Genomic DNA, 14,216 nt, shown 5'->3' on the forward strand with positions numbered 1-14,216 from the left:
ATTTCTAGTGCTCTTATATAAGAACGAAAGCTAGAATCATCTCCGTAAGAAAACAATTAGTGGTGATTTGCAATATTTAAACCTGTGGAGACTCAACCTAGACCATGAAAAATGCCCAGTTGTAACAGAAAACAATAGTATTATTTAATTGAGCTTTCTTTACAAACATACAAAAAAGTCATTACCGATAATTCGGTAACGACTTTTTCTTTGGTGCAGTGACGTCCTACTCTCACAGGGAGAGACCCCCAACTACCATCGGCACAAGAGCTCAACTTCCGTGTCCGGGGCTGCGAAATCAGATGGGCTACAGATTTCTTCGTCAGCTACATTCGTGCGATTCTCGCGTATGTTATACGTTCCTAGCCTCTCTCATTGCTTTCTTGAACTCTTTGCCCCTCTACTTTCCTGCACACTACCTTATAGAGAAAAGACTGCCTACGGCTTTATTTATTCTGTTTTAGTATAAACAAAAAAGTCATTACCGATTTACTCGGTAATGACTTTACTTTGATGCCCAGCGACGTCCTACTCTCACAGGGGGAGACCCCCAACTACCATCGGCGCTGAAGAGCTTAACTTCCGTGTTCGGTATGGGAACGGGTGTGACCTCTTCGCCATCATCACTAGACTCTTCGGCTTTCAATATACTGCGCATTGCGTTGTCAACTTCATTCGTTCCGTCAGTCACGTACGTTAGTACGCTCCTTCCTTCTCTCAATCGTTTCCTAGCACTGCTTGTATCTTGAAACCCTCTTATAATAGAGTGCTTGTTCACTCAAAACTGGATAAACGACATTGTTACGTTAAACAAATTTGGTTAAGTCCTCGATCGATTAGTATTCGTCAGCTACACGTGTCGCCACGCTTCCACCCCGAACCTATCTACCTCATCGTCTTTGAGGGATCTTACTTACTTGCGTAATGGGAAATCTCATCTTGAGGGGGGCTTCGTGCTTAGATGCTTTCAGCACTTATCCCGTCCACACATAGCTACCCAGCGATGCTCTTGGCAGAACAACTGGTACACCAGCGGTGTGTCCATCCCGGTCCTCTCGTACTAAGGACAGCTCCTCTCAAATTTCCTACGCCCACGACGGATAGGGACCGAACTGTCTCACGACGTTCTGAACCCAGCTCGCGTACCGCTTTAATGGGCGAACAGCCCAACCCTTGGGACCGACTACAGCCCCAGGATGCGATGAGCCGACATCGAGGTGCCAAACCTCCCCGTCGATGTGGACTCTTGGGGGAGATAAGCCTGTTATCCCCGGGGTAGCTTTTATCCGTTGAGCGATGGCCCTTCCATGCGGAACCACCGGATCACTAAGCCCGTCTTTCGACCCTGCTCGACTTGTAGGTCTCGCAGTCAAGCTCCCTTCTGCCTTTACACTCTTCGAATGATTTCCAACCATTCTGAGGGAACCTTTGGGCGCCTCCGTTACACTTTAGGAGGCGACCGCCCCAGTCAAACTACCCGCCTGACACTGTCTCCTACCCGGGTTACGGGTATGGGTTAGAATTTCAATACAACCAGGGCAGTATCCCACCGACGCCTCCTCCGAAGCTGGCGCTCCGGGCTCTAAGGCTCCTGCCTATCCTGTACAAGTTGCACCAAAATTCAATATCAAGCTATAGTAAAGCTCCACGGGGTCTTTCCGTCCTGTCGCGGGTAACCTGCATCTTCACAGGTACTATAATTTCACCGAGTCTCTCGTTGAGACAGTGCCCAGATCGTTACGCCTTTCGTGCGGGTCGGAACTTACCCGACAAGGAATTTCGCTACCTTAGGACCGTTATAGTTACGGCCGCCGTTTACTGGGGCTTCAATTCGCACCTTCGCTTGCGCTAAGCACTCCTCTTAACCTTCCAGCACCGGGCAGGCGTCAGCCCCTATACTTCACCTTACGGTTTTGCAGAGACCTGTGTTTTTGCTAAACAGTCGCCTGGGCCTATTCACTGCGGCTCTTCTAGGCTATGCACCCAAAAGAGCACCCCTTCTCCCGAAGTTACGGGGTCATTTTGCCGAGTTCCTTAACGAGAGTTCTCTCGCTCACCTTAGGATTCTCTCCTCGACTACCTGTGTCGGTTTGCGGTACGGGCACCTATCACCTCGCTAGAGGCTTTTCTTGGCAGTGTGAAATCAGGAACTCCGGACATACGTCCTCGCCATCACAGCTCAATGTTACAGAATGCGGATTTGCCTACATTCACACCTTACTGCTTGGACATGCATAACCAACAGCATGCTTACCCTATCCTTCTGCGTCCCCCCATTACTCAAACGGTGGTTTGGTGGTACAGGAATATCAACCTGTTATCCATCGCCTACGCCTATCGGCCTCGGCTTAGGTCCCGACTAACCCTGAGCGGACGAGCCTTCCTCAGGAAACCTTAGTCATACGGTGGACGGGATTCTCACCCGTCTTTCGCTACTCATACCGGCATTCTCACTTCTAAGCGCTCCACCAGTCCTTCCGGTCTGACTTCAACGCCCTTAGAACGCTCTCCTACCACTGATACCAAAGGTATCAATCCACAGCTTCGGTGATTTGTTTAGCCCCGATACATTTTCGGCGCAGCGTCACTCGACCAGTGAGCTATTACGCACTCTTTAAATGATGGCTGCTTCTAAGCCAACATCCTGGTTGTCTAAGCAACGCCACATCCTTTTCCACTTAACAAATACTTTGGGACCTTAGCTGGTGGTCTGGGCTGTTTCCCTCTTGACTACGGATCTTATCACTCGCAGTCTGACTCCCAAACATAAATCATTGGCATTCGGAGTTTGTCTGAATTCGGTAACCCGGGATGGGCCCCTAGTCCAAACAGTGCTCTACCTCCAAGATTCTAACGTTTGAGGCTAGCCCTAAAGCTATTTCGGAGAGAACCAGCTATCTCCAGGTTCGATTGGAATTTCTCCGCTACCCACACCTCATCCCCGCACTTTTCAACGTGCGTGGGTTCGGACCTCCAGTAAGTGTTACCTTACCTTCATCCTGGACATGGGTAGATCACCTGGTTTCGGGTCTACGACCACATACTCATTCGCCCTATTCAGACTCGCTTTCGCTGCGGCTCCGTCTTCTCAACTTAACCTTGCATGTAATCGTAACTCGCCGGTTCATTCTACAAAAGGCACGCTATCACCCATTAACGGGCTCTAACTACTTGTAGGCACACGGTTTCAGGATCTATTTCACTCCCCTTCCGGGGTGCTTTTCACCTTTCCCTCACGGTACTGGTTCACTATCGGTCACTAGGTAGTATTTAGCCTTGGGAGATGGTCCTCCCGGATTCCGACGGAATTTCACGTGTTCCGCCGTACTCAGGATACACTCAAGAGAGAATGAATTTTGGACTACGGGGCTTTTACCCTATCCTGCGGACCTTTCCAGATCGCTTCGTCTAACTCATTCCTTTGTAACTCTATGTAGAGTGTCCTACAACCCCAAGAGGCAAGCCTCTTGGTTTGGGCTATTCCCGTTTCGCTCGCCGCTACTCAGGGAATCGATTTTTCTTTCTCTTCCTCCAGGTACTTAGATGTTTCAGTTCCCTGGGTGTGTCTCAGATGCGCTATGTATTCACGCAAATGTACTGCTCCATTACGAACAGTGGGTTTCCCCATTCGGAAATCTCCGGATCAAAGCTCACTTACAGCTCCCCGAAGCATATCGGTGTTAGTGCCGTCCTTCGTCGACTCCTAGTGCCAAGGCATTCACCGTGCGCCCTTATTAACTTAACCTAAAAGTTAAAAAGTCTTACACATTATGATTACCGAAGTAACCACAACTTGAATTTCTTGTTGTTTATTGTTTCAATGTCGTTTTATCCAGTTTTCAAAGAACAAGTATCGAATCTTCATATAAAAATGAACATTCAAAACTGAACTGCAAAACGTTAAGATACAGATAAAAATCTGTATTCCGATATTATCCTTAGAAAGGAGGTGATCCAGCCGCACCTTCCGATACGGCTACCTTGTTACGACTTCACCCCAATCATCTGTCCCACCTTCGGCGGCTGGCTCCCGTAAGGGTTACCCCACCGACTTCGGGTGTTACAAACTCTCGTGGTGTGACGGGCGGTGTGTACAAGGCCCGGGAACGTATTCACCGTGGCATGCTGATCCACGATTACTAGCGATTCCGGCTTCATGTAGGCGAGTTGCAGCCTACAATCCGAACTGAGAACGGTTTTATGGGATTTGCTCACCCTCGCGGGGTTGCGACCCTCTGTACCGTCCATTGTAGCACGTGTGTAGCCCAGGTCATAAGGGGCATGATGATTTGACGTCATCCCCACCTTCCTCCGGTTTATCACCGGCAGTCACCTTAGAGTGCCCAACTGAATGCTGGCAACTAAGATCAAGGGTTGCGCTCGTTGCGGGACTTAACCCAACATCTCACGACACGAGCTGACGACAACCATGCACCACCTGTCACCGCTGTCCCCGAAGGGAAAAGCCTATCTCTAGACCGGTCAGCGGGATGTCAAGACCTGGTAAGGTTCTTCGCGTTGCTTCGAATTAAACCACATGCTCCACCGCTTGTGCGGGCCCCCGTCAATTCCTTTGAGTTTCAGTCTTGCGACCGTACTCCCCAGGCGGAGTGCTTAATGCGTTAGCTGCAGCACTAAGGGGCGGAAACCCCCTAACACTTAGCACTCATCGTTTACGGCGTGGACTACCAGGGTATCTAATCCTGTTTGCTCCCCACGCTTTCGCGCCTCAGCGTCAGTTACAGACCAGAAAGCCGCCTTCGCCACTGGTGTTCCTCCAAATCTCTACGCATTTCACCGCTACACTTGGAATTCCGCTTTCCTCTTCTGTACTCAAGTCCCCCAGTTTCCAATGACCTTCCACGGTTGAGCCGTGGGATTTCACATCAGACTTAAAGGACCGCCTGCGCGCGCTTTACGCCCAATAATTCCGGACAACGCTTGCCACCTACGTATTACCGCGGCTGCTGGCACGTAGTTAGCCGTGGCTTTCTAATGAGGTACCGTCAAGGTACGAGCAGTTACTCTCGTACTTGTTCTTCCCTCACAACAGAGTTTTACGATCCGAAAACCTTCTTCACTCACGCGGCATTGCTCCATCAGACTTTCGTCCATTGTGGAAGATTCCCTACTGCTGCCTCCCGTAGGAGTCTGGGCCGTGTCTCAGTCCCAGTGTGGCCGATCACCCTCTCAGGTCGGCTACGCATCGTCGCCTTGGTGAGCCGTTACCTCACCAACTAGCTAATGCGCCGCGGGCCCATCCTGTAGTGACAGCCGAAACCGTCTTTTAACATCTCCACATGTGAGGAAATGGATTATTCGGTATTAGCCCCGGTTTCCCGGAGTTATCCCAATCTACAGGGCAGGTTGCCCACGTGTTACTCACCCGTCCGCCGCTAAATCAGAAGAAGCAAGCTTCTTCGTCATTCGCTCGACTTGCATGTATTAGGCATGCCGCCAGCGTTCGTCCTGAGCCAGGATCAAACTCTCCATAATAGAGAACTTAAAAAGCTCATTTGTTTTGCTGGCATCATCATTAAATGATGTCAAAATTGTTTTGCTATCAAACTAACAAAGTTAGTCGATAAGCTGTATGTCTTAACGTTTTGCATGTTCAGTTTTCAATGTTCAATAGTATTAAATAATGGAGCGGGTGAAGAGAATCGAACTCTCATCATCAGCTTGGAAGGCTGAGGTTTTACCACTAAACTACACCCGCATTTAATTATGTTAAATTGTTATGTGACTGGTGCGGCCGAGAGGACTTGAACCTCCACGGGGTTATCCCCCACTAGGCCCTCAACCTAGCGCGTCTGCCGTTCCGCCACGACCGCTTAGTAATTAATAGGACAAGGTTGATTATACTCTCTTACACCTTAAATGTCAATAACAATTTGATGAGCCATGTAGGATTCGAACCTACGACCCTCTGATTAAAAGTCAGATGCTCTACCAACTGAGCTAATGGCTCAAAAATGGCTGGGGTACCTGGATTCGAACCAGGGCATGATGGAATCAAAATCCATTGCCTTACCGCTTGGCTATACCCCAACATGGCGGTCCCGACCGGGATCGAACCGGCGATCTCCTGCGTGACAGGCAGGCATGTTAACCGCTACACCACGGGACCGTTAAAGATATGAATTTATAAATGGTAATGACCCCTACGGGATTCGAACCCGTGTTACCGCCGTGAAAGGGCGGTGTCTTAACCGCTTGACCAAGGGGCCATAATGGCTCCGAAGGTAGGACTCGAACCTACGACCAATCGATTAACAGTCGATTGCTCTACCACTGAGCTACTTCGGAATAATTTTTGTCGTTTTGTTTTACTCGACTTTTTCTATTATAGAGAGGGTTTTGCAAAACGTCAACTACTTTTCGGAAATTTATTTCAGTTTTTCTAAAGAAACTAATATCAAATCCCCGTAACACTTGCCACAACGGTATTTCTTCGTATTTAAACGAATTTTCCGATTATATAAAAGGGAGCATTTTGCGCATTTATACGTATACTTCTTTGTAGTCTTGCTTACTTTTCTCTCCATTAATGTAGAGCAAAATCTAGGTGAGTTTGTTATTTGGAGTAGCGCTCGAAAGTCAGCATCCCGATGTTGATAGCCTTTTCCTTCTATATGTAAATGATAATGACAAAGTTCATGTTTGATAACCCCGACCAATTCATCCATTCCATATTTTTCGAATACTAAGGGATTTATTTCTATATGATGTGATCTCAACATATATCTTCCACCAGTAGTTCTAAGTCGTTTGTTAAAATACGCGCTATGTAGAAAGTCTTTCCCAAAGATCTCGTTCGATACATGACATACTAGTTCGTACAGTTTTTCATCTGACAAATTAACTCACCCCTATTTAAAAAGAGGTTGTCCAACGACATATCTCCATTGGACAACTCTATTAGTTACATTTGTTGTTCTGGAGGAAGCATCGTTAATGCAATTCTTCCTTTATTGGCATCGAACTGTTCTACCCATACAGTGACTATATCTCCAAGCGAAACAACATCTAAAGGATGTTTGACAAAACCTTTTTTCAGTTTAGAAATATGCACTAAGCCATCTTGTTTTACGCCGATATCGACAAATGCACCAAAATCGACTACATTTCGTACTGTTCCTTGCAGTTCCATCCCCGTTTTTAAGTCCTCTAATTTGAGTACATCTTTTTTCAGGATCGGCTGTGGGAATGCTTCACGAGGATCACGTGCCGGCTTGATCAATGTTTCTACTATATCTATTAATGTGATTTCGCCTATTTCTAATTCTCTACTGACTTCTTCTATTGAAATTTCCTTTAATGCCTCTTCTGCTTCTCTTGTGCCGATTTGCGTTTTCTTTAGACCCGCAATTTCCAGTACCTGCTCTGCACCTTTATAGCTTTCAGGATGGATACCAGTTGCATCGAATGGATTTTTTGCATCTGGTATGCGTAAGAATCCAATTGCTTGCTCATATGTTTTAGCGCCAAGGCGTGGAATTTTCTTCAGTTGTGCTCGAGAAGTAAATCTTCCTTGCTCATTCCTCATATTCACAACGTTTTCTGCAACTGTTTTTGAAAGTCCAGAAACGTATTGTAATAGAGATGCTGATGCTGTGTTTACATTTACTCCGACTTGGTTAACTGCAGTTTCTACTATAAAGGATAGGGAATCCGATAATTTTTTTTGTGAAACGTCATGCTGGTATTGCCCTACTCCTACTGCTTTTGGATCTATTTTCACTAATTCTGCCAAAGGATCCTGTAGCCTTCTTGCAATAGATACCGCACTACGCTGCTCTACTTGTAAGTCAGGAAACTCGTTACGTGCAGTTTCGGAAGCTGAATACACACTGGCACCTGCTTCGTTCACTATTACATATGCGACTTCTCCCTCAGCTTCTTGCAAACAGTCCACGATAAATTGCTCTGTTTCGCGGGAGGCTGTTCCATTTCCGATTGCAACTAAAGAAATAGGATAATTCTTTAAGTAAGCAAGCACTTTTTTCTTTGAGCCTTCTACATCCATTTTGGGTGCATGTGGATAAATAGCAGAAACCTCTAAAAGCTTTCCTGTATCATCTACAACCGCTAGCTTACACCCAGTACGATAAGCTGGATCGACGCCTAGAATGACTTTACCTTTTAAAGGTGGTTGCAATAGTAGATTTCGTAGGTTTTCAGAGAAAATATGAATAGCCTGCGCTTCTGCTTTTTCTGTAAGCTCTGCTCGAATCTCTCGCTCTACAGAAGGTTGTATTAGTCGCTTATACGAATCTTCTACTGCCATTTCAATCTGATCTATCGCGTTACTAGAAGAGGATTTTATCCATTGAGCTTTCATCACATTAGTAGCTTTCTCCATTGGAACCTGAAGACCTACTTTTAGAATATCCTCTTTTTCTCCTCGGTTTAACGCTAAAATACGATGAGGAACAATCTTTTTCACAGGTTCTTCGTACTCGTAATACATCTCAAATACATTCTTTTCGTCTAGCTCTGCTTTTTTAACAGATGCAATAATTTTGCCGTCTGCACGGGTAATATTTCTAATTTGCTCTCGTATTTTGGCATCATCAGCGAATTGCTCTGCTAGGATATCCCTAGCTCCTAGTAATGCGTCCTCCACAGATAGCACTTCTAAATCCTCATTCAGAAAGTCTTCTGCTAATAGAGCTACGGACTCCTTAGGGAAAGTCATTATTAAAGTAGCCAGCGGTTCTAATCCTTTTTCTTTTGCAATAGTAGCTTTCGTTCTACGTTTTTGTTTATAAGGGCGATATAAATCTTCTACTCGCTGAAGCACTGTCGCATTATTAATTGAAGTTGCCAACTCTTCGGTTAATTTACCTTGTTCTTCGATTAAGCGGAGAATTTCTTCTTTTCTTTGTTCTAGTTGTTGTATGTAGTTATAGCGATCTTCGACGGCTTTTATTTGAACTTCGTCTAAAGACCCTGTTTGTTCTTTTCTATATCGAGCGATGAAGGGAACCGTATTCCCCTCTTCAAGTAATTTTATAACCTGTTCTGCTTGCGATGATTTGACACCCGTATCTTTTGAAACTAGTTGGAGCATCTTCTTTATTTCCAAAACAAACACGTCCTTTCCTTATAGTACTCATTTTACCATATGTGTCATCTTCTTTTTATTAGAGAACTATCGAAGAATATAGAAAAAGAGCAACAAAAAAAGCTTACCCTAGATTAGAGTAAGCTTCCAACTATAAATGTAGAGTCGTCGCCATGTTCGATTTCCTTAAAAACCGTGTCATAGAGACATCGAGCATTTGCCGAAGCTTTAATAGTAGATTTTGGACTACTCATCACAACACCATCAGAGTGTAGCATGAATAAGTCATTTTTTTCGCATGCGTACGTTTGGGTATTAATCCTTTGTTTTCTTCCAGACAAATAGCCCATTACTGGTAAAGGATAAATCATTTTGTCGGTAACGCGTTTATACATATAAAACTTCACATTTCCTACACAGCTATAGGATATAGTTTGATTTTTATAATCTATTTTAACTAAGGCTACTGCCGCACCTCGTTTTTGAATCATCAAATCATTGCAACGTAATAATAATTCATCTAACGTTTCTTCTTTATATTGCTCTAAAATTTCTGGGATAATATCAGCAGACTCTTTAGCCACTGGTCCATTTCCCAATCCATCTGCTATAGCACAAAGCATAAAATCATCTGTCTTTGTAATGTAATAGGTATCTCCAGATTCTAAATTTCCACTTTTGGCTTCTTGGTATACAAACAATTCTACTTTGTCATCTGAAAAATCCATCATTTTACTACTCCACCTGACGATAAAATGGTCTCTTGTAATTTCTTTATAGCTTTGCGTTGAATTCTAGATACGTGCATTTGGGATATACCGAGACGATCTCCCGTTTCTTTTTGACTAAGCTGCTCCATATATGTAAGTTGAATTATTTCTTTCTCTCGTTCAGATAAAACACTAAGTGCATTAGCTACAAGTAGACGTTGATCAGTTTTCTCGTATTCGCCATCCGTTTTACCTATTACGTCAAATAATGTAATTGTACTTCCATCCGAATCTGATTCAAGGGAATGATCCATAGATAGCGCTTGATAACTTTTACCCATTTCCATAGCTTCTAGTACATCTTCTACTTCTACCCCTAGAAAATCAGCTATTTCAGGGATAATAGGTGAACGTTGAAATTCAACTGTTAGTGTTTCAACCGCTGCTCGGATACGTGGTCCTAGCTCTTTAATCCTTCTTGGAACATGAATAGCCCACGTTTTATCTCTCAAAAAGCGTTTTATCTCGCCTATAATTGTCGGAATTGCAAAAGCTTCAAAGTTTTTACCGAAAGATGGATCATATCTTCGAATAGCACCAAGGAGTCCAAGCATGCCTACTTGCGCGATATCCTCATGATGCGATTTACCATTAGAATATTTTCGAGCAATAGATTCAACCAACCTAGTATAATTTAGCACTAAATTTGTTTGAGCCTCTTCACTTTCTGTCTCTTGATATTCCTTGATCCATTCCAATATTTTCTCTTTCGATTCTTTATTAGGAAGGGACGTGTTCGACATTTTCATCCACCTGCTCTACTCCGACATGTTTCGTCATAAATACAGTAACACCTTCTTGGTGATGGACTTTCACTTCATCCATTAACGTCTCGATTAAATATAACCCAAGACCGCCTTCTCTTAAAAAAGAAATTTCTTCTAACTCGTGGTATGGTCCTACTTTTGCTTTCGTTTCTTCAAAGTTAAAACTTTTCCCATGATCAGCTACCATGATTTCCATTTTTTCTTCGTACAACGCGCAGCCAATGACCACTTCGCCTTCCTCATTATCCGCATAAGCATGTTGTACAGCATTTGTAATGGCTTCGCTTGCAGCAATTTTTAAGTCTTCTATATCGTCATACGTAAATCCGATGCGATTGGCCAAACCAGAAATTGTGAGTCGAGCAACACTAACATACTGTGGCTTTGCCGGCACCCGGATTTCTACATAATCAAACGGTTTCATCTATTTTCACCTCTTTATCTGTAGCCTGGATATCCATAATCTCAACTAAACCAGTTATATCGAATAAGCGCTTCAATCTAGATGAAAGTCCCGTTAACTCCATATGACCATTTGCAGCATTTATACTTTTATAAAAGCCAACAAAAACACCTAGTCCTGTACTATCCATATATGAAACGTCCATTAAATTCAATTCAACATGCGTATTTTCTTGTAAGGTTATCTCCATAAGTTTCTCTCTTAGAATTGGTGCTGTAAAAGCATCAATCTCTCCACCTATTAATCCTTTAACGTGTAACTCATCTAATGTATGTAATTCAACTGATATATTCATTTACTGTTCCCCCGTTTTCGCTATATATAGTCTATATACCACCAATTAGCTTTTGATAAACCTTAAATTACTTCTTTTTGAAAATAACGAGCGTAAAATCATCTCGTTGTTCAAACTCCTGTAATTCCTCCAGCTTATGAAATACATATTCCACCATTTCTTGAGCGGACTGATCTCTTACGCTTTCAATAATATCCATCACGGTATTTTGGTCAATGAATCCATCTTTTGAACGACATTCAGTTACGCCATCGGTCATCATAACGATAAAATCGTCTTTTTCTAAGGAAATAGAATGTTGTTCATATTTAACATTGGAAATAACGCCTAATAACAATCCTTTTGCTTGTAATTCTGAAAAACTATTAGATTTAGCACAATAAAATAAAGGTGGTTCGTGTCCAGCTGATGCATATGTAAACACACTTTTCGAAGTGTCGTAGGTTCCATAAAACATAGAAATAAACATCGAATCACTTACACTTTTCTCAACAATTCTATTAATGACGTCTAGTACAATGATAGGTTCGGTTTCTGCCCCATTCAAACTATCCATCCCATATTTAATCATGGACATGCATAGGGCAGCTGGAATTCCTTTCCCGATTACATCAGCAACAGCGATACCTACTGTAGTATCGTCATTTAGAAAATGCGTATAATCACCATTCATTTCTTTTGCAGGAACAGAGATCATTCCTATATCCAAATCGTTCATCTCTGGCACCTTTGTTTTCAACAAGGTTTGTTGAACATTAGACGCCAGCTCCATTTCCATTTTAAAGTTTTCCTGTTTTTTTATTAACGTTTGATGTTCTTTTAATGCTAGTCCATATCTAATCATCACTTCTATTAATAAGTCAAAAGAATGCCAAACATCTTTCGGCAAATCAGGCATAAGTTCTTCTAAAGAAGCCTTATGTATGCTTATAACTTCCTCCGGAGAAATATTCTTTTGAATGAGTTGTCTGCTGAAATTTTGACCCTCATATAAATTATGTTCCGTTTGTCTCTGTGTATATTGTCCTAAAATTTCTTTGTATTGTCTCTTAAACTCTTGAGGCATACTTTAAATTTACCTCCTATCTTAATAACTTAGATGCGCTAATTGTAGTACCTTCTCCTAGTACAGTTTCAATTTTAAAGTCATCCATTAGTCTCTTTACACCTGGTAGACCGGCACCTAGACCGCCTGATGTCGTATAGCCATCTTCCATGACTTTTCGAACATCTACAATTCCAGGCCCTTTATCAGATGCGATTACTAGTAGACCTCTATGATTACCTTCTGTAATTTGTCTAATTTCTATTTTACCTTTACCTGCATATAAATATATATTTCGAGCGAGTTCACTAATCGCTGTCGTAATTCTCGCTTGGTCAACTGTACCGAAGCCAACATCTTTCGCTTCATTTCTTCCAAGTTGCCTTGCAGCAACGATATCCCACTCAGTTATTATATCAACAGAAGACCTTAAGTTCATATGGATTAGTCCTCCAATTCTCGTTCTAATTTTTCCAATCCATTTTCTAAGTCTAGAGCTGTGACTACATTCTCAAGCCTAATTCCTAATTCTATGAGGGTAATAGCTACTGCAGGTTGAATGCCTGTAATCACTACCTTCGCACCCATTAGACCGGACATACTAATAACATCACCCAGTACCTTAGCGATGAATGAGTCGATAAAGTCAATCGGAGTAAGATCAAGTACTACTCCTCTTGCTGAGGTTGTATGAAGCTTATCAAGTAAATCTTCTTGAAAAGCAAGTGCAGTTTGATCATCTAACTCCCATTGGATGGAAACGATTAAACAATCTCTCAGTTTTAAAATCGGTATTCTTGCCATCATTATATATTCACCTCTACTATTGCACGATTTGTCATTGCTAAGGCTTGTTCAACCCCTTTTTGTAAAGTGCTTGTTGTTGTGAAATCATTTAGATTAATGCCTAGAGTGACGATAGTTTGTGCAATTTCTGGTCGGATTCCAACTAACATACATTTGGCTCCGACTAAACGTACGGCATCTGCCGCTTGAATTATATGATGCGCAACCATCGTATCTACTACAGGAACTCCTGTAATGTCTAGTAATACTACTTCTGCACGATGCTTAACTACTCCCTGTAGTAGGTTTTCCATTATTAGTTTTGCTCTTTCCGTATCTATTGTACCCACTAAAGGCATTACTGAAATTTTTTCAAAAACAGGAATTAATGAAGCAGAAAGTTCTTGTAACGCAATTTTTTGTAAGCTCACTGTTTTTTCCCAAACAACAGAATAAGCATCCACAATACTATGATTTAAAGGAGTAATCCAATTAGTTAATATTTCTCTGTGTGATTTGAAATTACCTTCGTTTAAATACTCTACTTCGTCCATTTTTTCATAAATTACTTCCGTAAAGTTGGTTAGTGCCTTTAATACAAAAGAAATAGACCATCCATATCGTACAATTTGAACGGAGAAATCATTTAACTTTGCCGTATATGTTGCTCGTTCTTCCGTTAGATTCGAAATCATTAACTCTCCGAATTCACGAACTGTATTGTCAACAACTTTATCCGACATAATTTGGAAGAAACGATCATCCTTTTCTTCTTCCATTTTGACTCTCCAATTTTCTAAAATTTCATCAATATTTTCGTGGATATACGAAGCAATTCTTTTATTCATCGTTTACCATACATCTCCTCGTTGAATATTAGTAATTATATTGTACAGAATTTCATCTTACATTACATCTTTTATACACGGTTTACGTGATCTTTTAAACTTGTCCACATTTAAAAAAGCACAGACGCCGCAGTGTAACTACAACGTTTTTCTACATTGAGCAAGCACGAAC

General features: G+C 42.5%; 10 protein-coding genes, 7 tRNA genes and 3 rRNA genes. All 20 read right to left on the reverse strand.

The annotated features are described in order from the left end of the window. Positions 1–515 precede the first annotated feature (515 nt). A 5S ribosomal RNA gene (rrf, locus tag KD050_RS08070) occupies positions 516–631 on the reverse strand. Between the two features lie 185 nt (positions 632–816). Continuing rightward, a 23S ribosomal RNA gene (locus KD050_RS08075) occupies positions 817–3,745 on the reverse strand. A 197-nt stretch (positions 3,746–3,942) separates the two neighbouring features. Then, positions 3,943–5,496 (reverse strand): 16S ribosomal RNA (locus KD050_RS08080). Together the 16S, 23S and 5S rRNA genes with 7 tRNA genes alongside form the textbook arrangement of a ribosomal RNA operon. Positions 5,497–5,645: 149 nt before the next feature. Continuing rightward, a tRNA-Gly gene (locus KD050_RS08085) sits at positions 5,646–5,719 on the reverse strand. Between the two features lie 28 nt (positions 5,720–5,747). After that, a tRNA-Leu gene (locus KD050_RS08090) sits at positions 5,748–5,834 on the reverse strand. 64 nt (positions 5,835–5,898) lie between these two features. After that, positions 5,899–5,971 (reverse strand) — tRNA-Lys (locus KD050_RS08095). Positions 5,972–5,976: 5 nt separating this feature from the next. After that, positions 5,977–6,051 (reverse strand) — tRNA-Gln (locus tag KD050_RS08100). Positions 6,052–6,054: 3 nt separating this feature from the next. After that, positions 6,055–6,130: transfer RNA gene (locus KD050_RS08105), tRNA-Asp, on the reverse strand. Positions 6,131–6,158: 28 nt separating this feature from the next. After that, positions 6,159–6,230: transfer RNA gene (locus KD050_RS08110), tRNA-Glu, on the reverse strand. Positions 6,231–6,234: 4 nt separating this feature from the next. Beyond that, positions 6,235–6,309: transfer RNA gene (locus KD050_RS08115), tRNA-Asn, on the reverse strand. Between the two features lie 80 nt (positions 6,310–6,389). Further along, complete coding sequence (locus tag KD050_RS08120) at positions 6,390–6,860, reverse strand: SprT family protein (protein ID WP_211895669.1); 471 nt, start codon at positions 6,858–6,860, stop codon at positions 6,390–6,392. Between the two features lie 65 nt (positions 6,861–6,925). Further along, positions 6,926–9,091, reverse strand: coding sequence for a Tex family protein (locus KD050_RS08125; protein ID WP_305080243.1), 2,166 nt, complete (start codon positions 9,089–9,091; stop codon positions 6,926–6,928). A gap of 113 nt (positions 9,092–9,204) precedes the next feature. After that, a complete protein-coding gene (locus tag KD050_RS08130; protein ID WP_211895670.1) occupies positions 9,205–9,801 on the reverse strand; it encodes a PP2C family serine/threonine-protein phosphatase in 597 nt (198 codons plus the stop codon). Continuing rightward, on the reverse strand, positions 9,798–10,583 hold the full coding sequence (sigB, locus tag KD050_RS08135; protein WP_211895671.1) for an RNA polymerase sigma factor SigB: 786 nt from the start codon (positions 10,581–10,583) through the stop codon (positions 9,798–9,800). Before sigB ends, KD050_RS08130 begins: the two co-directional genes overlap by 4 nt. Next, positions 10,561–11,031 (reverse strand): anti-sigma B factor RsbW, encoded by a 471-nt coding sequence (gene rsbW / locus KD050_RS08140; protein WP_211895672.1) that lies wholly within the window; start codon positions 11,029–11,031, stop codon positions 10,561–10,563. The genes sigB and rsbW overlap by 23 nt, the downstream gene beginning before the upstream one ends. After that, positions 11,018–11,365, reverse strand: coding sequence for an anti-sigma factor antagonist (locus tag KD050_RS08145; RefSeq protein WP_211895673.1), 348 nt, complete (start codon positions 11,363–11,365; stop codon positions 11,018–11,020). Before KD050_RS08145 ends, rsbW begins: the two co-directional genes overlap by 14 nt. A 67-nt stretch (positions 11,366–11,432) precedes the next feature. Next, a complete protein-coding gene (locus KD050_RS08150; RefSeq protein ID WP_211895674.1) occupies positions 11,433–12,431 on the reverse strand; it encodes a PP2C family protein-serine/threonine phosphatase in 999 nt (332 codons plus the stop codon). A gap of 16 nt (positions 12,432–12,447) precedes the next feature. Beyond that, positions 12,448–12,849: an anti-sigma regulatory factor gene (locus tag KD050_RS08155; protein WP_211895675.1), complete on the reverse strand. Its 402-nt coding sequence runs from the start codon at positions 12,847–12,849 to the stop codon at positions 12,448–12,450. A gap of 5 nt (positions 12,850–12,854) precedes the next feature. Continuing rightward, positions 12,855–13,217, reverse strand: coding sequence for an STAS domain-containing protein (locus KD050_RS08160; protein WP_305080244.1), 363 nt, complete (start codon positions 13,215–13,217; stop codon positions 12,855–12,857). Further along, the gene (locus KD050_RS08165; RefSeq protein WP_211895676.1) at positions 13,217–14,044 is read right to left on the reverse strand and encodes an STAS domain-containing protein; all 828 of its coding nucleotides are present in this window, start codon (positions 14,042–14,044) and stop codon (positions 13,217–13,219) included. The genes KD050_RS08160 and KD050_RS08165 overlap by 1 nt, the downstream gene beginning before the upstream one ends. Between the last annotated feature and the right edge of the window lie 172 nt (positions 14,045–14,216).

The sequence above is a fragment of the Psychrobacillus sp. INOP01 genome (assembly GCF_018140925.1).
GTDB lineage: Bacteria > Bacillota > Bacilli > Bacillales_A > Planococcaceae > Psychrobacillus.